General features: G+C 61.7%; 20 protein-coding genes and 1 tRNA gene. 14 read left to right on the top strand and 7 right to left on the bottom strand.

Annotated features, from left to right (window positions below):
* Positions 1-72: 72 nt before the first annotated feature.
* The 6 genes from AC0J5Z_RS16295 (at position 73) to AC0J5Z_RS16270 (ending at position 5340) form a co-directional block, all read left to right on the top strand.
* Entirely contained in the window at positions 73-921 is an 849-nt protein-coding gene (locus AC0J5Z_RS16295) for a phage holin family protein (protein ID WP_475034216.1), read from the top strand.
* A gap of 46 nt (positions 922-967) precedes the next feature.
* Positions 968-1591, top strand: a complete 624-nt coding sequence (locus AC0J5Z_RS16290; RefSeq protein WP_475034214.1) for a CDP-alcohol phosphatidyltransferase family protein — start codon at positions 968-970, stop codon at positions 1589-1591.
* Entirely contained in the window at positions 1591-2496 is a 906-nt protein-coding gene (locus AC0J5Z_RS16285; RefSeq protein WP_475034212.1) for a DMT family transporter, read from the top strand. Before AC0J5Z_RS16290 ends, AC0J5Z_RS16285 begins: the two co-directional genes overlap by 1 nt.
* Before the next feature lie 106 nt (positions 2497-2602).
* Positions 2603-3799, top strand: coding sequence for a glycosyltransferase (locus tag AC0J5Z_RS16280; protein ID WP_475034210.1), 1197 nt, complete (start codon positions 2603-2605; stop codon positions 3797-3799).
* A gap of 85 nt (positions 3800-3884) precedes the next feature.
* Positions 3885-3958: transfer RNA gene (locus AC0J5Z_RS16275), tRNA-Ile, on the top strand.
* 191 nt (positions 3959-4149) lie between these two features.
* Positions 4150-5340 carry an acyl-CoA dehydrogenase family protein gene (locus AC0J5Z_RS16270; protein WP_475034207.1) on the top strand — a complete coding sequence of 397 codons (1191 nt, stop codon included), beginning with the start codon at positions 4150-4152 and terminating at the stop codon, positions 5338-5340.
* Between the two features lie 23 nt (positions 5341-5363).
* Here AC0J5Z_RS16270 and AC0J5Z_RS16265 read toward each other — a convergent pair whose 3' ends face one another.
* Positions 5364-5858, bottom strand: a complete 495-nt coding sequence (locus tag AC0J5Z_RS16265) for a M23 family metallopeptidase (protein WP_475034205.1) — start codon at positions 5856-5858, stop codon at positions 5364-5366.
* 407 nt (positions 5859-6265) lie between these two features.
* Here AC0J5Z_RS16265 and rpsB point away from each other — a divergent pair, with 407 nt between their 5' ends.
* The 6 genes from rpsB to AC0J5Z_RS16235 all read left to right on the top strand — a co-directional run bounded on the left by rpsB (position 6266) and on the right by AC0J5Z_RS16235 (position 11152).
* The gene (gene rpsB / locus AC0J5Z_RS16260; RefSeq protein ID WP_475034203.1) at positions 6266-7135 is read left to right on the top strand and encodes a 30S ribosomal protein S2; all 870 of its coding nucleotides are present in this window, start codon (positions 6266-6268) and stop codon (positions 7133-7135) included.
* A 121-nt stretch (positions 7136-7256) separates the two neighbouring features.
* Positions 7257-8093 (top strand): translation elongation factor Ts, encoded by an 837-nt coding sequence (gene tsf / locus AC0J5Z_RS16255; protein ID WP_011774217.1) that lies wholly within the window; start codon positions 7257-7259, stop codon positions 8091-8093.
* Positions 8094-8214: 121 nt separating this feature from the next.
* Positions 8215-8952, top strand: coding sequence for a UMP kinase (pyrH, locus tag AC0J5Z_RS16250; RefSeq protein ID WP_014921238.1), 738 nt, complete (start codon positions 8215-8217; stop codon positions 8950-8952).
* Positions 8953-9054: 102 nt separating this feature from the next.
* Positions 9055-9612, top strand: coding sequence for a ribosome recycling factor (gene frr / locus AC0J5Z_RS16245; RefSeq protein WP_419202457.1), 558 nt, complete (start codon positions 9055-9057; stop codon positions 9610-9612).
* Positions 9612-10547, top strand: a complete 936-nt coding sequence (locus tag AC0J5Z_RS16240; protein ID WP_475034200.1) for a phosphatidate cytidylyltransferase — start codon at positions 9612-9614, stop codon at positions 10545-10547. The genes frr and AC0J5Z_RS16240 overlap by 1 nt, the downstream gene beginning before the upstream one ends.
* A 20-nt stretch (positions 10548-10567) precedes the next feature.
* Positions 10568-11152 (top strand): DivIVA domain-containing protein, encoded by a 585-nt coding sequence (locus AC0J5Z_RS16235; protein ID WP_475034198.1) that lies wholly within the window; start codon positions 10568-10570, stop codon positions 11150-11152.
* 11 nt (positions 11153-11163) lie between these two features.
* On the opposite strand, the gene AC0J5Z_RS16230 is transcribed toward AC0J5Z_RS16235, so the two are convergent.
* Genes AC0J5Z_RS16230 through AC0J5Z_RS16210 form a run of 5 tightly spaced genes read right to left on the bottom strand, consistent with a single transcriptional unit; the run spans position 11164 to position 15672 of the window.
* Positions 11164-11862 carry a hypothetical protein gene (locus tag AC0J5Z_RS16230; protein ID WP_475034195.1) on the bottom strand — a complete coding sequence of 233 codons (699 nt, stop codon included), beginning with the start codon at positions 11860-11862 and terminating at the stop codon, positions 11164-11166.
* A 48-nt stretch (positions 11863-11910) separates the two neighbouring features.
* The gene (locus AC0J5Z_RS16225) at positions 11911-13377 is read right to left on the bottom strand and encodes a sodium/solute symporter (protein ID WP_475034192.1); all 1467 of its coding nucleotides are present in this window, start codon (positions 13375-13377) and stop codon (positions 11911-11913) included.
* The gene (locus AC0J5Z_RS16220; protein ID WP_475034190.1) at positions 13374-13736 is read right to left on the bottom strand and encodes a DUF485 domain-containing protein; all 363 of its coding nucleotides are present in this window, start codon (positions 13734-13736) and stop codon (positions 13374-13376) included. Before AC0J5Z_RS16220 ends, AC0J5Z_RS16225 begins: the two co-directional genes overlap by 4 nt.
* Complete coding sequence (locus tag AC0J5Z_RS16215) at positions 13733-14452, bottom strand: LytR/AlgR family response regulator transcription factor (RefSeq protein ID WP_475034187.1); 720 nt, start codon at positions 14450-14452, stop codon at positions 13733-13735. Before AC0J5Z_RS16215 ends, AC0J5Z_RS16220 begins: the two co-directional genes overlap by 4 nt.
* Positions 14453-14472: 20 nt before the next feature.
* The gene (locus AC0J5Z_RS16210) at positions 14473-15672 is read right to left on the bottom strand and encodes a sensor histidine kinase (RefSeq protein ID WP_475034185.1); all 1200 of its coding nucleotides are present in this window, start codon (positions 15670-15672) and stop codon (positions 14473-14475) included.
* Between the two features lie 209 nt (positions 15673-15881).
* Between AC0J5Z_RS16210 and AC0J5Z_RS16205 the strand changes: the two genes are divergently transcribed.
* Complete coding sequence (locus tag AC0J5Z_RS16205) at positions 15882-16262, top strand: DUF485 domain-containing protein (RefSeq protein WP_017199418.1); 381 nt, start codon at positions 15882-15884, stop codon at positions 16260-16262.
* On the top strand, positions 16259-17878 hold the full coding sequence (locus tag AC0J5Z_RS16200; RefSeq protein WP_475034182.1) for a solute symporter family protein: 1620 nt from the start codon (positions 16259-16261) through the stop codon (positions 17876-17878). The genes AC0J5Z_RS16205 and AC0J5Z_RS16200 overlap by 4 nt, the downstream gene beginning before the upstream one ends.
* Positions 17879-17948: 70 nt before the next feature.
* Here the strand turns inward: AC0J5Z_RS16200 and AC0J5Z_RS16195 are convergent, their stop codons facing one another.
* Entirely contained in the window at positions 17949-18968 is a 1020-nt protein-coding gene (locus AC0J5Z_RS16195; RefSeq protein WP_475034180.1) for a PHP domain-containing protein, read from the bottom strand.
* Positions 18969-19019: the final 51 nt, after the last annotated feature.

The following is a 19019-nucleotide window of genomic DNA, read 5'->3' as shown; positions in this document are numbered from 1 at the left end:
GGTGTCCGCGGCGATAGTTTTCCGCTGCGTTCGCCCTACACGATGCCCAGAGGAAGCAGTTAGGCGGAACCCATGAGTGGACGTCACACCGGCCGGACCAGTCAAGGACCAGCCATTCGTACTTTGCCGAAGACCCTCAAGCTCGTAGCAAGGCTGGCTCCGAGGCAACTCAACGACGAAATCGCTTTGGCGAAGGTAGAACTCAAGCGAAAGGCCACGCAGGTTGGCATCGCTGGCGCTTTCTTTGGAGTAGCGCTTGTCTTCCTGGCGCTCTTGGTGATTGCGCTGGTTGTCGCAGCGATCCTCGGGTTGGCCACCATCATGCCCGGCTGGCTCGCGGCTTTGATAGTTGCAGCATTCTTCCTGCTGATTGTGGCAATCGCATCCTTGATCGGCATAGCCAAATTCAAGAAGGCCATGCCCTTGGTCCCCGAGGACACCATCCGGGGCATCAAGCACGATCTTGGGATTGCCAAGGAAGGTTCTGACTTCGACGAGTCGATCCTGGATCCCAATTCGCCCGCCGCCAAGGCAGCCAAGGCTGAAAAGGAAGCAGCCGCAGAGAAGGCCAAGGCAGAAAAGGCCGCGAAGGAAGCCGCCAAGGAAGCAGACGCCGTCAAGGCGCCCACTGAAGCTGAGCTTCGCTCGCGCCTGAAGAGACGCCGTGAACATCTGACCGGCGTCCGCGATGAGCTCGGTGAACAGTTGGACGTCAAGAAGCAGGGCCAGGCTTTGCTGGAAAGCGCCAACGGTAAGTTCCAAGAGGGCAAGGAATTCGCTGCAGCAAAGTTTGCCGACCTCGGAGACGCCGTACCTGAAAGCCTCACCGAAAGGCTCGCCGCCCGGTGGAAGGACCTCGCAGCTTTCGCCACCGCTGCCGTGGTCTTCGTTGTTGCGCTGAGGAAGTTGCTGAAGAAGTAGCGGGTTTCCGAGGCACCAAAGACTGAAGACGAGGAAGGGGGACAAGTTGAGATTGATCGGAGCCGGGTCGCACCCCGACCGTCCGCAGGTTGATCACGACCTCATCTTCACTGTCCCCAACATCCTCACAGTCCTTCGCTTCATGGGTGTGCCCCTGTTTGTCTGGCTCGTATTATCGGAGCAGGAGTACGGTTTCGCGGTCCTGGTGCTCGTCATCATGGGCAGCACTGACTGGGTGGATGGCTACATCGCCAGACGCTTCGACCAGACCTCCAAGCTGGGCCGGATCCTGGATCCCATGGCTGACCGGGCCGCGCTGCTGGCTGTCGCGTTCACTCTGGCGATTGCCGGCGTCGTGCAGTGGTGGTACCTGGCCGCGCTGTTGGTGCCGGACGCCGTCCTGGCCATCGCATCCTTGATCTACTTCCGCAGCCACCCGGACCTTCCGGTGAGCATCATCGGAAAAATCCGCACGGCGTTGCTGCTGGTCGGCACGCCCTTGCTTGTCCTGTCCAAGCTGCCTATTGCTTTTACCGAGGTCTACTTCGTGGCTGCTTGGACTTTCCTGGGCTTCGGGCTGATCGGCCACTGGGTTGCGGCCTACAACTACTTCTGGGCCATCTTGCGTAAGGGTAAAGAACTGAAAACCGACGACGGCGGGCACAGCTGATGGTCTGGCTGGCAGTTTTCCTCGCGCTCCTGGGCGCTTTTTTCCTCGCCATCGGCGCCCAGCGGCAAGGCAGCGCGGTCAAAGCGGATACTGGCGGCCTTGCGCTCAGTTCCAACGGTTTCCTGCGTCTGCTGCGCAACCCGAGGTGGATGCTTGGCCTGTTGTTCCTGACCCTCGGAATGGTGCTGAATGCCATCGCCTTGGTGTCCGCGCCTCTGACCGTGGTGCAACCGATCGGTGCCATTGCGCTGGTCATCACCACCGTGGTCAACGCCAAGGACCAGGGCTTGAGCATCAACCGGGCAACAGTCGTGGCCATCAGCGCCTGCGTCACGGGTTCAGCGTTGTTCGTCTTGTTGGCAGTCCAGGTCACCCAGGAAAACCATCACGTCAACGCTGAGGACGAACTGACGATTGTTCTCCTGCTTGTCCTGGCCGTGGGAGTCTTCGGAACGTTGGCGGTTCTTTTCAAACACCGCATGAGTGCCTTCATCTACATTTTGGGGGCAGGTGTCCTGTTCGGCTTCGTTGCCGTCCTGACCCGCATCATCGGCAAGCATCTGCTCGATCCCAACGGGTTGTTCCTGCTGAACGTCCAGTGGTACACCCTCATAGCCATCGTGGTCGCCGGGGGACTGGGCTCATGGTTCGTCCAGAGTGCATACTCAGGGGGGCCGCCGGATCTGGTCATCGCCGGACTGACCGTTATCGACCCGATGGTGGGCATCGCAATCGGTATTGTGATCCTGGGCGAGCTTCGTCCAGATGTCCACGCCGTGATGGCCATCGCCATGGCTGCGGCCGCTACGCTTGCTATCGTGGGGGTTATTGCCCTGAGCCGGCACCATCCGGAAGTCACCAAGCGCAAGAAGGACGCGAAGGCGGCTGCCAGCCGGAAGGCCTAGGGCAGTTCTTACCTTGCGCCACCGCTATTGCGGGCGGCAACCCGGCGACACCGCAGCATTGCCACAAGCAATGCTGTCCGCACCGTGACCATCAGGAGTTCTCCACGTGACCATTCCCGACACCAACAAGCCCCTCACTATTCTGATTGCCGCGGATACCTACCCGCCGCACGTCAACGGTGCCGCCCAGTTCGGCTACCGCCTGGCCAAGGGGATGACGGCACGCGGGCACAACGTGCACGTGTTGGCCTGCCGTCCGGACACAGGCAAGAGCTACACCGAGTTCCGCGACGAAGCCACCGTTCACCGGCTCCGCTCCCATGGCGTCTTCACCCACGAGTACTTCCGGATCTGCTTCCCGTGGGAAATCAAGAAGGAAATCAGCCTTCTTTTCGACAAGGTCAAGCCGGACGTCGTCCATATCCAGAGCCACTACATGATCGGCGAGCACGTCCTCTACGAGGCTGATAAGCGCGGCATCCGCATTGTAGCCACCAACCACTTCATGCCCGAGAACCTCAACCCGTTCCTTCCGTTCCCGCAGTGGTTCAAGGACATCGTTGGCAGGATTTCCTGGAAGGACATGGGCAAGGTCATGGGCAAGGCCGATGTGGTGACCACGCCCACGCCGCTCGCTGCCAAGGCCATGCACCAGCACGCTTTCCTGCGGAAGGTCCTGCCCCTGTCCAACGGCATCGACTCTTCTGCGTATGAGTTGCAGCCGGGTGAGGTCATTGAACCGCACGCCAACCCCACGGTCCTGTTCGTGGGCCGTCTTGCCGAAGAGAAGCACATCAACGTGCTGATAGATGCAGTGGCCAAGACCCCGCGCGAACTGAACGTAAACCTGGAGATCGTGGGTGGTGGCGAAGTTCGTCCTGCCCTCGAAGCCCAGGCCACGAAGCTTGGGCTGGGGGACCGGGTGAGGTTCCTCGGGCTAGCAAGCGACGAGGACCTGCGTGAGGCGTACATCAAGGCCGATATCTTCTGCATGCCCGGTACTGCGGAGCTCCAGTCACTGGTGACCTTGGAAGCCATGTCGGCTTCTACTCCTGTGCTGCTGGCCAACGCCATGGCGCTGCCGCACCTGGTTCGTGACGGGGAGAACGGATACCTCTTTACCCCCAACGACAGTAACGAGCTCGCGGCCAAGATCGCCAAGCTGGTGGAACTTCCCAAGGACGAACTTGCTGCCATGGGCAAGCTAAGCCGGGAGATGGTGGAACCGCACAGCATCAACGGCACGCTCCAAACGTTCGAGGACCTCTACCGCGGAGCTTCCTACGAGGACAAAGTGGTGTGACAGAAGCACTCCTCTTTAGCTATTAGTATTGCTAGAGTGCTTTGCCCGGTTCCGCTGTTTTCCATGCGGCCGGTCCGGGCATCTTGGGGCTATAGCTCAGCTGGTTAGAGCGCGGGACTCATAATCCTAAGGTCCTCGGTTCAAGTCCGAGTAGCCCTACATTTCACGCGGGAGCCGTGGCCGACAATTAAGACGTCGGCCACGGCTCTTTTGCGTCCGTACTCCAATGCGGTATGTTACTGATCAGTAACTTACTACTCGCCGGTAACTTTGCTGCCCCGATGCCCTTGGGTGCAGCGCGGGCCGTCCGGAGCTTATGTGGTCGCAGGTGACCACCTGAAGGAGCGAATATGTCCAACGCTGCATTCGACGCCACCAACCTTCCGTATGCCGACGGCGACTTCTACGCCTTCGAGCAGATGCTGACAGGAAAAGAGCAGGACCGCCTGGCGGAGGTCCGCGAATTTCTGGCCCGTGAGGTCAAGCCCATCGCTGTGGACTGCTGGAACCGTGGCGAATTTCCCATGGAACTCATCCCCAAGCTCGGCGAGCTCGATCTTGTCAGCCCCGTTCGTCGTCAGGGTTACTCAAACCTGTTCGCCGGCATGCTCCACGCTGAAGTGACCCGCGCGGATGCTTCGATTGCTACCTTCATGGGTGTCCATGATGGCCTCTTCACGGGCTCCATCGAGGCCCTTGCCTCGCAGGAGCAGAAGGATGCCTGGCTGCCGGACATTTACTCCCTGAAGAAGATCGGCGCCTTCGGCCTGACCGAGCCCTTGGGTGGCTCGGATGTCGCTGGTGGAACGCGCACCACCGCCAGGCGCGACGGTGAGAACTGGATCCTCAATGGCGCCAAGCGCTGGATCGGCAACGCCACCTTCTCCGACTGGGTAGTCATTTACGCCAAAGATGTGGCTGACAATCAGGTCAAGGCATTCCTGGTGGACACCACCGTGCCGGGCTACTCGGCCAGCAAGATCGAGAACAAGATCTCCCTGCGTACGGTGCAGAACGCGGACATCCTTCTGGACAACGTGGTGGTTCCGGACTTCTTCAAGCTTGCCAACGGCAACAGCTTCCGCGATACCAACAAGGTCCTCAAGGTGACCCGCCTTGCAGTCGCCTGGCAGGCCGTTGGATTGCAGATGGCTGCCTTCGATGTCGCCCGCAGCTACGCTGTGGAGCGTCAGCAGTTCGGACGCCCGCTGGCGGCGTTCCAGTTGGTGCAGAACCAGCTGGTTCAGATCCTCGGAAACACGGTGGCCTCAATGGGCATGATGGTTCGCCTGGCCCAACTCGAAGACGCCGGTGTGGCCAGGGACGAACAGTCGGCTCTGGCTAAGGCTTTCACTACGGCACGCATGCGCGAGAGTGTTGCGCTGGGACGCAGCATCCTGGGTGGCAACGGCATCGTCACCGACTATGGCATGGCCAAGATCTTCTCCGATGCCGAGGCCATCTACTCCTACGAGGGCACGCACGAGATCAACACCCTGGTGACGGGCCGTGCCATCACAGGAGTTTCGGCCATCGTCTAGACGTTTGTTGACGTGGCGGGGGCTCAGTGGAGCGGCAGCAGGATTGACGGGCGCCTGTCCGCCACGAAGCCCAGCGGATTGACGTAGTCCTCACCGCGCCGCACGCTCCAATGCAGGCAGGTAGCGCTGCCACAGTGTCCGGGCATCAGGGTGCCGATGACCTGACCCTTGCGCACAGCGTCACCGGCTTTGAGTTCACTGGTCACGGGTTCGAAGCTGCTCTTGAGGCCATCGCCTTGATCGATGGTCAGTACCGGACGATCGACCACGACGCCGGCAAAGGTCACCACACCATCCGACGGCGCGGTGACCCCAGCGCCGTCGGGCGTTGGCCCTAAGTCCACGCCGCGATGCCCGCTGAGCCATGGCTTGTCCGGCGGATCAAACGTCCGCAGGACGGAAGGCTTGGGGGAGAGCGGCCAGCTCCACCGGGCCTCTGGCGTGGGCGTAGTGCCGGGCGCCCCTCCCAAGGCGACGAGGGCAAGAGTCGTGGATATTGTGAGCTTCGAAAGGACCATGAACCCAGCCTCCCGTGACGACGAATCCGGGGCGATCCCTGCCCTTCCGTATGTGGACAACGGGTGGTTGCGCGCGGTCAAACTGGTGGGGTCGCTGTAGTACACTTGGTGGAGCAGTTTGCTGTGCCCTCAAGCTAGTTCAGGAACATGTCTCATTCAGATATGTGAGGGTCCCAGGCTGACTACGCGTATCCAGCCCTCCACCAGCGAAGCCTCACGGCTTCATGCTGCGGAGGATTGCGCCTCTTGCGGTCCGGCTGAGCCTTTGGTTCCACGCAGGATGAGAAGTGCAATGGATGCCAGGAGCCACGCCCATCCGGGCAAAGGCTAAACAACCGTCAACTATTGGCAGGGTAAGAGAGCCCCATGGGCTCTCTCATGAATGACCTGCCGGAAGGAGCGTCGGCATGCCCGTCGTAACTATGCGCCAGCTGCTTGACAGCGGCGTCCACTTTGGACACCAGACCCGTCGTTGGAACCCGAAGATGAAGCGCTTCATCTTCACGGAGCGCAACGGCATCTACATTATTGACCTCCAGCAGTCGCTGTCCTACATCGACCGCGCCTACGAGTTCGTCAAGGCTACTGTCGCCCACGGCGGCACCGTCCTGTTCGTCGGCACGAAGAAGCAGGCTCAGGAAGCAATTGCCGAGCAGGCTACCCGCGTTGGCCAGCCGTACGTCAACCAGCGTTGGTTGGGCGGTATGCTCACCAACTTCCAGACCGTTGCCAAGCGTATCCAGCGTATGAAGGAACTCGAAGAGATCAACTTCGACGACGTCGCAGGTTCGGCTTACACCAAGAAGGAGCTCCTGCTCCTCAAGCGCGAACTCACCAAGCTTGAGTCCAACCTCGGTGGTATCCGCAACCTGACCAAGGCTCCCTCGGTTCTCTGGGTTGTTGACACCAAGAAGGAACACCTTGCTGTTGACGAAGCCAAGAAGCTGAACATCCCGGTTGTTGCCATCCTGGACACCAACTGCGATCCCGACGAAGTTGACTTCCCGATCCCGGGTAACGACGACGCAATCCGCTCCGTCAACCTGCTCACCCGCGTTGTTGCCGACGCCGTAGCTGAGGGCCTCATCGCCCGCAACCAGCGCGCAACCGGCACCACCGAAGCTCCGGAAGAGCCGCTGGCCGAGTGGGAGCGAGAGCTCCTCGAAGGCAGCAAGGCTGAAGAAGCGGCAGCAGTTGAGGCTCCGGCCGCAGAAGCTCCCGCAGCAGAAGCTCCGGAAGCAACTGAAGCTGCAGCCGGCGAAGCCGAAGCCAAGTAAATCTGGACCTTCCCCGATGCTGGAAACAGCGTCGGGGGCAACTGACAGGATGGCGGCTCACACGGTGGGCTGCCGTCCTGTCAGTCCGTAAACACACAAATTTCTAGACAGAGGGGTTCACATGGCGAACTACACTGCTGCTGACATCAAGGCACTGCGCGAGCGCACCGGCGCCGGCATGATGGACGTCAAGAAGGCTCTTGACGAAGCCAACGGTGACGCTGAGAAGGCCATCGAGATCATCCGCATCAAGGGCCTTAAGGGTGCTACCAAGCGCGAAGGCCGTTCCACTGCTGAAGGCCTGGTTGCCGCCAAGGTCAACGGCGGCGTTGGCGTGATGATCGAGGTTAACTGTGAGACCGACTTCGTCGCCAAGGCTGACAAGTTCATCCAGCTGGCTGACAAGGTCCTCAACGTTGCAGTCGAGTCCGGCGCAGCCGACCTCGAGACCCTGCTGGCTACCGAGGTTGACGGCAAGCCGCTGTCCGAGGTTGTTGTCGAAGAAGGCGCTGTCCTCGGCGAGAAGGTTGTTGTCCGCCGTATCTCCCGCGTTGAGGGCACCACGGTTGACGCTTACCTGCACAAGACGTCCAAGGACCTCCCGGCCCAGGTTGGCGTCCTGTTCGCTGTCGACGGTGAAGGCGAAGCCGCTGCCACCGCCGCACACGACATCGCTGTCCACGTTGCAGCCATGGCTCCGAACTACCTGACCCGCGAGGATGTCCCGGCCGAACTGGTCGAGTCCGAACGCCGCATCGCAGAAGAGACCGCAAAGGCTGAAGGCAAGCCCGAAGCTGCCCTTTCGAAGATCGTGGAAGGCCGCGTGACGGGCTTCTACAAGGGTGAAGTTCTGGTTGACCAGGCATTCGCCAAGGATTCCAAGAAGACTGTTGCACAGGTCCTCGAAGAAGCCGGCGTCAAGGCAACCGCAGTAACCCGTTTCCGCGTCGGAAACTAGTAATTCATGAAAAGGGGTGGTCACTTCGGTGGCCGCCCCTTTTTCATGCACCCGTCCGGGTAGTACCTGCGCGGACCCACAGCACGATAATCTAGCCAGAGTCCACCAACGGGAAGGCACCATGGAAACCGTCAACACTGCTATCCAGCCCGAGAAGACCCGTCGACGTGTACTTCTGAAACTTTCCGGCGAGGTCATCGGCGGGGGCAAGCTCGGCGTCGATCCTGAGACCGTCCGCGCCATCGCCAAGCAGATCGCGGCAGCGGTCACCGAGGTAGAAGTGGCCATCGTTGTCGGCGGCGGTAACTTCTTCCGCGGCGCCGAACTGTCGCAAAGCGGTATGGACCGCTCCCGCGCCGACTACATGGGCATGCTGGGTACCGTGATGAACTGCCTGGCCCTGCAGGACTTCCTGGAGCAGGCCGGTGTAGAGACCCGGGTCCAGAGCGCCATCACCATGGGTCAGGTCGCTGAGGCCTACATTCCCCGCCGCGCCATCCGCCACATGGAAAAGGGTCGCGTGGTCATTTTCGGCGCAGGCGCAGGCTTGCCCTACTTCTCCACGGATACCGTAGCGGCGCAGCGTGCCCTCGAAGTACACGCAGACGTGGTCCTCATGGCCAAGAGCGGTGTGGACGGCGTTTACACCGCCGACCCCAAAAAGGACCCCACCGCCGAGAAGCTTGATGTCCTCAGCTACGACGACGCCTTGCGCCGTGACATCCGGGTCATGGACCAGACTGCAATGACCATGTGCAAGGACAACAGTCTTTCCATGGTGGTCTTCGGCATGGAGGGTGAGGGTAACGTTACCCGTGCCATCCTCGGCGAAACGCTGGGAACCCTGGTTACTCCCTAGCAAGGGCTAGGATATTTCTAGGACCGTCCGCCCCTGGTGGCGGATCTTTACTGTGCATTGCGGCCTGCAGTTGGGCAGCAACTATTTTCTGAGGAGAAACCCGTGATCGAAGAGACCTTGCTCGAAGCCGGCGAGAAAATGGATAAGGCGGTGGAAGTAGCCAAGGACGATTTCGCCTCGATCCGTACCGGCCGCGCCAACCCGGCCCTCTACAACAAGGTGATCGTCGAGTACTACGGCACACCTACTCCGCTGCAGCAGCTGGCCTCCTTCGGTGTGCCGGATGCCCGGACCATTCTCATCACGCCCTACGACAAGACCGCACTGCGTGACATCGAGAAGGCCCTCAGCGACTCTGAGGTCGGCGCCAACCCATCCAACGACGGCAACGTCATCCGCGTGACCATCCCGGAGCTCACCAAGGAGCGCCGCAAGGAGTACGTGAAAATCGTCAAGGGCAAGGGTGAGGACGCCAAGGTCTCCATCCGAAGCATCCGTCGCAAGGCCAAAGATTCCCTGGACAAGCTCGTCAAGGACGGCGACGCCGGAGAAGATGAGGGTGCACGCGCTGAAAAGGAACTCGACGCCCTGACGAAGCAGCACGTTGACAGCATCGACGAACTGCTCAAGCGCAAGGAAGCCGAGCTGCTCGAGGTCTGATGAACCAGGCTGAGCCGGCGCCCGCTGAGCGGGTCCCGACACGCGATACCCCCAAGCGCGCCAGACGCGTGCGGAAGAACCCCACACCCAAGGCAGGCCGGAATCTTCCGGCCGCCATCGGCGTCGGTCTTTCCATGCTTTTGGCCGTTTTGGGAGGGTTGCTTTTCCTCCCGCTGGGATTCGTTCTGCTCACCACCGCTTTCGCGGTACTGGGTGTTTGGGAAGTCTTCCGGGCGCTTGAGGCGCAAGGGACCCGGATGCCGATCATTCCTGTGATGGTCGGCAGCCTGGTGATGCCGGTATCGGCCTACTTCGGCGGACTGGAGGGTTTGCTGTTCACCATGACGGCGAGCTCCGTGGCCGTTCTGCTGTGGCGCTCCATTGAGAGCGCCGCAGGTGCGCCCCGCAGCGTGTTCGCCGGCGTATTCACGCTGGCGTGGATTCCTTTCCTCATCAGCTTTGCGGCGTTGCCGCTCCACGCCACCGGGGGTGCCACCCCCGTCGGGTTCTGGCCGGACGGGATACCCGACGGCGCATGGCAGATCGCGTCGATGTTGCTGCTGGTAGTCTCCAACGACACGTTCGGCTACATCGTTGGTGCTACCTTCGGGAAGCACCCCATGGCCCCCAAGATCAGCCCCAAGAAGTCCTGGGAGGGCTTCGCGGGATCGGTCGGTGGGGCCATGGTCATCGGCGTCCTCGCGTGTATCTTCCTACTCGACAAGCCATGGTGGGTGGGGCTGGTGCTGGCCGTTGGCATGGTGGCCGCATCAACCGCCGGAGACCTCGCGGAGTCCATGGTCAAGCGCGAACTGGGCGTCAAGGACATGAGCAGCATCCTGCCCGGCCACGGTGGCGTGATGGACCGCCTGGACTCTATTGTGTTCGCAGCCCCTGTAGCCTATGTTCTGTTCGCGCTGCTGAGCGGCGTCTGACAACCAATGAAGGAAAATTAGTGGCCTTGGATATTCGACGCCAGATTCCCGCAACGTTCGATCGCGTGGAGCGCAGCAAGTACGGCTATAACGCCAAGCAAGTGGACGAGTTCCTCCAGCGAGCCAGGACATCGTTCGAGAACCCCGTCGGCACCGCAGACCAACTGGCAAGCGTGGATGTCCGGGCTGTAGCTTTTGACCCCGTCAAGGGTGGCTACGACGCTCACAGCGTCGATGCTGCGCTGGACCGCCTGGAGGACGCTTTCGCCCGCCGGGAGAGGGACGATCTCATCAACCAGCAGGGCGAAGAGGCTTGGCTGCGACAGATCGGCAAGCTCTCCGGCATCCTGCGCGGCAGGCTTCACCGGCCCGACGGCGAGCGGTTCCGCCGCCCCGCCCGGAAGGGGACCCGCAGCTACAACGTCCAGGACGTTGATGCCCTGTGCGCCGAGCTGATCGGGTACCTTGAGCACGATCAGGCCTTGAGCGTGGACACTGTGCGCCGAGCTGTTTTCCGCGCGGCCAAGGGCGCAGAGGGCTACGAAGAGGCCCAAGTAGACGCTTTCCTGGCGCGTGTCGTAGAGCTCATGGCGGCGATCGACTAAAGACCAGCCGATCAAGCCTGCGGGGGAGTGGGCGAGATCGGGGGATTGTGCTGGTAGGCCTGGTCGTAGGCCCGCTTGCCCGCAAGCATCGACGCCGTGAAAAATGCCAATGCCACGAAGACCGCGATGGAAACGAAGACGGCTATTGGAAGTCCCAGTGCCAGGAGCGCGGAACCCGACCATAACGCCAGCAAGGCCGAGTTCGCTGTCATCATGAAGATCATGCTGCTGCCTGCCAGCTGGCTCAGCGAACTCCGGGGGCCCAGAAAGTAGTATGTCTGGTCGGAGCCGGCCAAATCATCGTGGTAGCCCGCCATGAGATAGCGGGCCATCCCCGGATCGAGTTCAACGTAGGCAGCCCGCAGCCTGTTCATGGCGATCACGTACATCAAGTCCTCCATGCCGACGTTCAGTACGCGGACCTGTGTCAGTAAACCGACCATGACGTCAATGCTGAGGATGGTCAGCGCGAAGGCCCTGAACGCATCAGAAAACTGGGTGGCGTTGCCCACCAGCGCCAGGCTCAGGAGGCTGGCAGAGGTGAACGTCAGGAACATGCTGATGCGGGTGAGGACTTCGCCCTGGGTGGTGCTCCTGGAAGCGAGCAGGCTCCAGTGTTCCGTGGCCAGCAATTGCGCGCGGACGCTGGGGGATAGCTCCGGTGTGGGCGCCGGCGGTTCCGGACTGGCGGCACCCGGTTCCTCGGACATGGCGTCATTGTCCACCCTGCAGAGGCCGTGGACAACGGCCTATTGCCGCTATCTCTCCGTGGCTACCGGTCGCTCTGGCACATGTAGGCGTGACATCACGCGGTTCACCGAGGCCGGCACGCGGTTCTTCGTCACGATTGACACGGCGACGGTCGCCGCGAACGCGGCCGGGACGCTCCACGCCGCGGGCTGCGCCAGCCACGCGGGCGCGTTCCCTGGGCCCATGAGGGTGCCTGCCACCATGGCGCCGCCACAAAGGACCGCACCGGTCAGCATGCCAGCGATAGCGCCCGCATCGGTCAGACCGCGCCACCAGATCCCCAGGACCAGCACCGGGCAGATGGTGGATGCCGTGAAAGCGAAGACCAAGCCCACACTTCCAGCGAGCGCAAGGGTGTCAGTCATGAGGGCAAAACCCAAAGGCACGACGGCGGCGAGCACCGCTGCGAGGCGGAAGCCCCTGACGCTTCCGCCAAAGAGGTCCTGGCTGATGACTCCGGACAGGGAAACCACCAGCCCGGACGTGGTAGAAAGAAACGCGGCGAAGGCACCGGCTACAACCAGGGCGGACAGCAGATCACCCGCAATACCTCCCACAATCCTGCCGGGCAGCAACAAGACCAGGGCATCGGCCTGGCCGGACTGCGCGAGCTCTGGTGCGAACATCCTTCCCACGGCGCCGGAGAGCGTGGGAAACAGATAGAAGACGGAGAGCAGCCCCAGCACAATCAACGTTGTCCGGCGGGCCGATTGGCCGTCAGGGTTGGTGTAGAACCTCACCAGCACGTGCGGCAGACCCAGTGTGCCGAACAACAGCGCCACCAAGAGGGATATGTGTTGGTAGGCCCCGGCAGCGCCTTGGCCGGTGGGGTTGATGGGCAGGGGCGCCTGCGGCTGTGCGCCGTTGCCTGCCAAGGCCAGCAGGACGAACACCACAGGCACTGCCAAAGCAGTCAGCTTTAGCCAGTACTGAAAGGCCTGAACAAAGGTAATCGAGCGCATGCCACCTGCCACCACCGTGAGGCACACAACCAGCACCACCGCCGTCGAACCTACCCACGACGGCAGGCCGGTGGTGATCCGGATAGTGAGCGCCGCGCCGTGGAGTTGCGGAACGATGTACAGCCAGCCGACGGCTACCACCACGAGGCTCGTCACGCGGCGGACCAGCTTGGAATCCAATCGGGCTTCGGTGAAATCCGGAATGGTGTATGCGCCGGAGCGCCGCAGGGGGGCGGCCACGAAGAGCAGCAGCATCAGGTAACCGGCGGTGTAGCCCACGGGGAACCACAGCGCGTCGGTTCCTGAAAGCAGGATCAGCCCCGCGACGCCCAGGAAGCTGGCTGCGGACAGGTACTCGCCGCCGATCGCTGACGCGTTCCACCACGGCGGGACGGTTCTGGAGGCGACGTAGAAGTCGCCGGTGGTACGTGAGATACGCAGGCCGTAGAAGCCAATGACCGCCGTCGCGATCGATACAGCGAGAAAAGCGAAGAGACCAACGGCAGGGTTCACTTGTCCTCCACAAGGTCCCGGTAGCGCGCCTCATTGCGGGCTGCCGCACGATTGTAGAGCCAAGCGCTCAGCCCGATCACGGGGTAGATGCCAGCGCCCAGCACCAGCCAATCCAAGGGAATGCCGAAGATGCGGGTCTCCGCCACCCCGGGTCCATAGACCAGGAACAGTGCGATCACGGCGAGAATGACCAGGAACCCACAGGCCACCACCAAGGCCAGCCGCAATTGGGAGCGGATGAGCGAGCGGATGAAAATTCGCCCGGCGTCGGAGTCCTCGACAACCTCCCGGGGGTGCGGCGGCCTGCCTGGTGCCGCCGTGGCCAACTGGCGCGGGGCGGTGACGCGGACACGTGTCATCCTTGTGGCCGAATGCGGGTGGACTGCAGCTTGTCCCTGACCGATGGCAGGTGCCGGCGACTGATGGGCAGCTCGGCGCCGGCTACCGCGACACTCGGCCCGGTCGCGGAAAGCTTGAGGTGCTGCACGTGGTTCAGTGCGATCAGATACGAACGATGGATCCGGATGAACCCCGCATCCGCCCATTTCTGTTCAAGATCGCTAAGGGGAACACGGATGAGGTAGCTGGCCTCGGCGGTGTGCAGTCTTGCGTAGTCGCCTTGGGCCTGAACATAGGTGACGTCGTCACGGCGGATCATGCGGGTGGTGCTGCCGAGGTCCACAGTGATCATCTCCGGCGCGGGAGCTCCGTCCTTGATGAGCTCGCTGATCCGGTCCACCGAACGGGAAAGCCGTTCCGCCCGGAGGGGCTTCAGTAAGTAATCGATGGCCGCGAGGTCGAAGGCTTCCAGCGCGCAGTCCTCATCAGCGGTGACAAACACGACGGCGGGTGGACTGCTGCTGCGGGAAATGGCGCGTGCGATGTCCAAGCCGGAGAGTGCCGGCATATGGATGTCGAGGAAGACAGCGTCAACGGACTCGGTTTCCAACGTCCGCAGCGCCTCGGCGCCGGACGATGCCCGGTGAATGGCACCAATCCGCTCATCCCGTCCCAGGAGGAAGGCGAGCTCCTCCACTGCAGGCAGTTCGTCATCAGCGACGAGCACGTTGATCATGATTAAAGACTAACCGCCGCTCAGGCATCGTGTCCGGGTTGGGATTTCGGCACCCGCATGGTGATCATGGTTCCTTCTCCCGGGGCCGTGTCGATGACAAGTCCGTGCTCGTCGCCATAGACCTGCCGCAGGCGGGCGTCCACATTGCGAAGTCCCACATGGTCGCCGTCGGTGTACCCGGCGAGCACAGACCGCAGATGCTCCGGGTCCATGCCGACGCCGTCGTCCTCGATGGTCACTTCGGCGAATGCTCCGGAATCATTCGCGCAAATAGTGATGTGTCCAGGGCCTTCCTTGGCCTCCAAACCGTGCCGGACGGCGTTTTCCACCAATGGCTGAAGGCTGAGAAACGGGATGACCGTGCTGAGGACCTCTGGAGCGATCCGCAGGCTCACCTGGACCCGCTCGCCGAACCTGGCCCGCTCCAGCAAGAGGTAGCGATCAATGCAGCGGAGCTCCTCCGCCACTGTGGTGAAGTCCCCGTGCCGACGGAACGAGTACCGGGTGAAATCGGCGAATTCCACCACGAGCTCCCTGGCCCGGGCCGGATCGGTGTTGATGAACGAGGCAATCGCATTCAACGAGTTGTAGATGAAATGCGGGCTGATCTGGGCACGCAGTGCCCGGACCTCAGCCTCCATCAAGAGGGTGCGCGACGATTCCAGCTCTGCAAGCTCCAGCTGCGCGGCAATCCAGTCGGCCACCTCGCTGGTTGCCCTCACCAACCCGGCCCCGGCCGTAGGGGCAAGTGCGGCCACTGAACCAACAACCCTGGACCCAGCCCGGATCGGTGCTATAACAGCGCTGAAGTCGTGGTTGCCGTGATCCTGCTTGGCGGATGTGGGCTGACCGACAGAAACCACCACCGTGCGCCCAGTGGTCAAAACCTCCGCTGCGAACCTCATCCAAGAGGGCCGTAGTTCCTCAACTGCGCCATCCCAGGCGAGCACGGAGTCCGTGTCCGTGATGGCCAAGGCATCGCACCGCAGCAGAGCCCGCAGCTGCTTGCTGGCCTTGCCTGCGCTGGCGGGGTGGAGACCTCCGCGAAGGTGTTGCCCTGCCTTGGAAGCTGCGTGAAGTGTGTTGTAGGTCGCACGCTCGGCGTCCGTGCCCAGGTCGCGGAATGAGCGGATCACCTTAAGGCCAACACCCACGACGACGGCGACGGCCAGCACGATCACTGCGATCGCGGCTGCGGTAAAAAGAGGGGAATCCGGCATAAGGCCAGCGTAGCCGGACGCGCTGCCCGCGCCCCGCGCGATTTGCCGGATGCTCCCTCGCGGACACCGTTTGGCGCAGTGTCACAACCGTTGAGCGACGGCAGTGATCAATTCTCTGGAACAGGTACCGGGCCGTGTTCGATAGTGATTGCAGTCACATTGGCAATGCGTGTGGAGCTGATGTGGACACATCACAATCAGGAGGAACCATGGGTAATGAGGCCCAACCCCAGGACGCAACGGCGTCCGTGGACTTCCAGGAAGTCCAACAGACGGAACGGTTCAAGACACTGCGCAAGCGGCATCGCAGCTTTGTCTTCCCGATGGCAGTCGTATTCCTGCTCTGGTATTTCGCTTACGTTCTCTTGGCCGACTATGCGGTGGGCTTTATGTCCATCAAGGTTTGGGGCAACATCAACGTCGGCCTGATTCTCGGCTTGCTTCAGTTCGTCACCACCTTCGGCATCACGGCTTGGTACGTGAGCTATTCCAACAGGAAACTGGACCCGATCGCTGCGGAAATCCGGAACGAGATCGAGGGCCACGAATTCGATAAGGACGGCAATGTGATCAGCGGGGCAGCCAAATGAACACCATGGTCCCGGCAGCGGTCAACGTCGAAGCGCTGAAAGATACCACTCTGCTCAACATGGGCATCTTTGCCCTCTTCGTAGCGGTCACCATGGTGATCGTCTTCCGGGCAAGCCGGAACAATAAAACCGCGGCAGATTACTACGCGGCCGGACGGTCGTTCACCGGCTCCCAAAACGGCACGGCCATAGCCGGCGACTACCTCTCGGCGGCATCATTCCTCGGTATTACGGGCGCCATCGCCATCAACGGCTACGACGGGTTCCTGTACTCCATTGGCTTCTTGGTCGCCTGGCTGGTCGCCCTGCTATTGGTGGCTGAACTGCTCCGCAACACCGGCAAGTTCACCATGGCTGATGTTCTGTCGTTCCGCTTGCGCCAGCGCCCTGTCCGAATCGCAGCGGCACTGTCCACCTTGGCCGTCTGCTTCTTCTACCTCCTCGCCCAAATGGCAGGTGCAGGCAGCCTGATCTCCCTCCTGCTCGGCATCAGCGATTGGGGTGGACAAGCTCTGGTGATTATCGTCGTCGGGGCCCTCATGATCATGTATGTGCTCATCGGCGGCATGAAGGGCACTACTTGGGTGCAGATCATCAAAGCCATCCTGCTGATTGCCGGCGCCGGGGTGATGACGGCGATGGTGCTTGCGATCTATGGCTTCAATCTTTCCAGCCTGTTGGGTTCCGCAGCTGAAGTTGCCAACAACCCGGCCGTCCTGAACCCGGGCCTGCAGTATGGCAAGACCGAAACGTCCAAGCTCGACTTCATGTCTCTTGGCCTTGCCCTGGTCCTCGGAACCGCGGCACTGCCGCACGTCCTGATGCGCTTCTACACCGTCCCCACGGCCAAGGAAGCCCGAAAGTCCGTGGTGTGGGCGATCTGGCTGATCGGCCTGTTCTATCTCTTCACCTTGGTACTGGGCTACGGTGCAGCAGCCCTGGTAGGTGCTGAGACCATTAAATCCGCACCAGGCGGCGTCAACTCCGCCGCACCGCTGCTGGCCTTCCACCTTGGTGGACCGCTGCTCCTGGGCTTCATTTCGGCGGTGGCCTTCGCCACTATCCTGGCAGTGGTGGCCGGTCTGACCATCACGGCGGCGGCATCCTTCGCCCATGACATCTACGCCAATGTCATTGCCAAGGGCAAAGCCGATGCGACTACCGAGGTGAAGGTGGCCCGGCGCACGGTACTGGTGATCGGAGTCCTTGCCATTCTGGGTGGCATCTTCGCCAACGGCCAGAATGTGGCCTTCCTGGTGGCTCTGGCCTTCGCAGTTGCAGCTTCGGCGAACCTGCCCACCATCGTCTACTCCCTGTTCTGGAAGAAGTTCACCACCCAGGGCGCGGTCTGGAGCATGTATGGCGGCTTGGCAGCGGCAATCTTGCTGATTACGTTCTCGCCTGTAGTTTCGGGCGCCAAAACCTCCATGATTCCGGGAGCAAACTTTGCCCTCTTCCCGCTGAGCAACCCGGGCATCGTGTCGATCCCGCTGGCCTTCTTCCTAGGCTGGCTCGGAACGGTCCTGGACAAGCGGCGCGAAGATCCGGCCAAGCAGGCGGAAATGGAGGTGCGCTCGCTGACCGGCGTCGGTGCAGAGAAGGCCGTAGACCACTAGCCCCGCCAAGACAACAAGAAGGCTCCTCCTGCGAATAGCCGCAGGAGGAGCCTTCTTGCGTGCCGGTCTGTCACTTCTTCAGGCTCAGCCACTCCTTCAGCTGATCCAGCGGCCACGTGGTGACAATGCGTTCTTTTGGCACGCCAAGGGCTTCGGCGCGCTCCGCCCCGTACTGCAGGAAATCGAGCTGGCCGGGAGCATGGGCGTCGCTGTCGATGCTGAACAGGCAACCGGCGTCGAGGGCCATTTTGATGAGGTTGTCAGGCGGATCCTGCCGCTCCGGTCGTGAATTGATTTCAACCGCGACACCCCACTCGGCGCACTCTTTGAACACTTTTGCGGCGTCGAACTCAGACTCAGGCCGGGTGCCGCGCGAGCCTTGGACCAGTCGGCCCGTGCAATGCCCCAAGACGTTGGTGTGGGGGTCGCTGATGCCGCCCAACATTCGTGTGGTCATGGTCTTTTTGTCGGAGCGAAGCTTTGAATGGACGCTGGCCACCACTACATCCAACTTGTCCAGCATGTCCGGTGTCTGGTCCAGGGTTCCATCCTCAAGGATGTCCACCTCGATGCCTCTGAGCAAGCGGAAGCCGTCCTGTGAGGCGTTGATGCGTTCCACCACGCCCAGTTGTTCCTCGAGCCGTTCGACGCTGAGGCCATTGGCGATGGTGAGGTTGGGGGAGTGGTCCGTCAGGGCAAGATACTCGCGGCCGAGGGTGCGGGCTGCGGCAACCATGGTTTCGATGGGTGAGCCGCCATCAGACCAGTTGCTGTGACTGTGAAGGTCTCCGCGCAGCGCGGCCCGCAGAGTGTCACCTCCGGAGGCCAACGCTTCTGTCCCGCGCGTCCGCAGATCGGCCAAGTAGTCGGGGACACTGTCCTCCAGGGCCTGCGTGATGACTTCCGCGCTCCGGCTTCCGACGCCTTTGAGGCTTGTTATCCGCCCGCTGCTGACCAGCTTCGCCAGCTCTTCCGGCGGAAGCTGCCGAACGGCGTCGGCTGCTTTGCGGAAGGCTTGGACCTTGAAAGTGGGGGCTTGGCCGCGTTCCAGCCAGAAGGAAATTTCGTCGAGCGCCTCGATGGGATCCATGCCACCATGATCCACGAACCAGGCGCACCATCAACAGTGGGCAGTGTTAAT

The sequence above is a fragment of the Paenarthrobacter sp. TRD_SC_7 genome, from assembly GCF_056156245.1.
Note: the sequence above shows the minus strand (reverse complement) of the source record. Positions and strands in the feature narration are given on the sequence as shown.

What these genes read in the sequence shown, in the direction of transcription:
- AC0J5Z_RS16295 (WP_475034216.1), top strand. Translation starts at nt 73, where the DNA reads ATGAGTGGACGTCACACCGGCCGGACCAGTCAAGGACCAGCCATTCGT.
- AC0J5Z_RS16285 (WP_475034212.1), top strand. Translation starts at nt 1,591, where the DNA reads ATGGTCTGGCTGGCAGTTTTCCTCGCGCTCCTGGGCGCTTTTTTCCTC.
- AC0J5Z_RS16270 (WP_475034207.1), top strand. Translation starts at nt 4,150, where the DNA reads ATGTCCAACGCTGCATTCGACGCCACCAACCTTCCGTATGCCGACGGC.
- AC0J5Z_RS16265 (WP_475034205.1), bottom strand. Translation starts at nt 5,858, where the DNA reads ATGGTCCTTTCGAAGCTCACAATATCCACGACTCTTGCCCTCGTCGCC.
- rpsB (WP_475034203.1), top strand. Translation starts at nt 6,266, where the DNA reads ATGCCCGTCGTAACTATGCGCCAGCTGCTTGACAGCGGCGTCCACTTT.
- tsf (WP_011774217.1), top strand. Translation starts at nt 7,257, where the DNA reads ATGGCGAACTACACTGCTGCTGACATCAAGGCACTGCGCGAGCGCACC.
- pyrH (WP_014921238.1), top strand. Translation starts at nt 8,215, where the DNA reads ATGGAAACCGTCAACACTGCTATCCAGCCCGAGAAGACCCGTCGACGT.
- AC0J5Z_RS16240 (WP_475034200.1), top strand. Translation starts at nt 9,612, where the DNA reads ATGAACCAGGCTGAGCCGGCGCCCGCTGAGCGGGTCCCGACACGCGAT.
- AC0J5Z_RS16230 (WP_475034195.1), bottom strand. Translation starts at nt 11,862, where the DNA reads ATGTCCGAGGAACCGGGTGCCGCCAGTCCGGAACCGCCGGCGCCCACA.
- AC0J5Z_RS16220 (WP_475034190.1), bottom strand. Translation starts at nt 13,736, where the DNA reads ATGACACGTGTCCGCGTCACCGCCCCGCGCCAGTTGGCCACGGCGGCA.
- AC0J5Z_RS16215 (WP_475034187.1), bottom strand. Translation starts at nt 14,452, where the DNA reads ATGATCAACGTGCTCGTCGCTGATGACGAACTGCCTGCAGTGGAGGAG.
- AC0J5Z_RS16210 (WP_475034185.1), bottom strand. Translation starts at nt 15,672, where the DNA reads ATGCCGGATTCCCCTCTTTTTACCGCAGCCGCGATCGCAGTGATCGTG.
- AC0J5Z_RS16205 (WP_017199418.1), top strand. Translation starts at nt 15,882, where the DNA reads ATGGGTAATGAGGCCCAACCCCAGGACGCAACGGCGTCCGTGGACTTC.
- AC0J5Z_RS16200 (WP_475034182.1), top strand. Translation starts at nt 16,259, where the DNA reads ATGAACACCATGGTCCCGGCAGCGGTCAACGTCGAAGCGCTGAAAGAT.
- AC0J5Z_RS16195 (WP_475034180.1), bottom strand. Translation starts at nt 18,968, where the DNA reads ATGGATCCCATCGAGGCGCTCGACGAAATTTCCTTCTGGCTGGAACGC.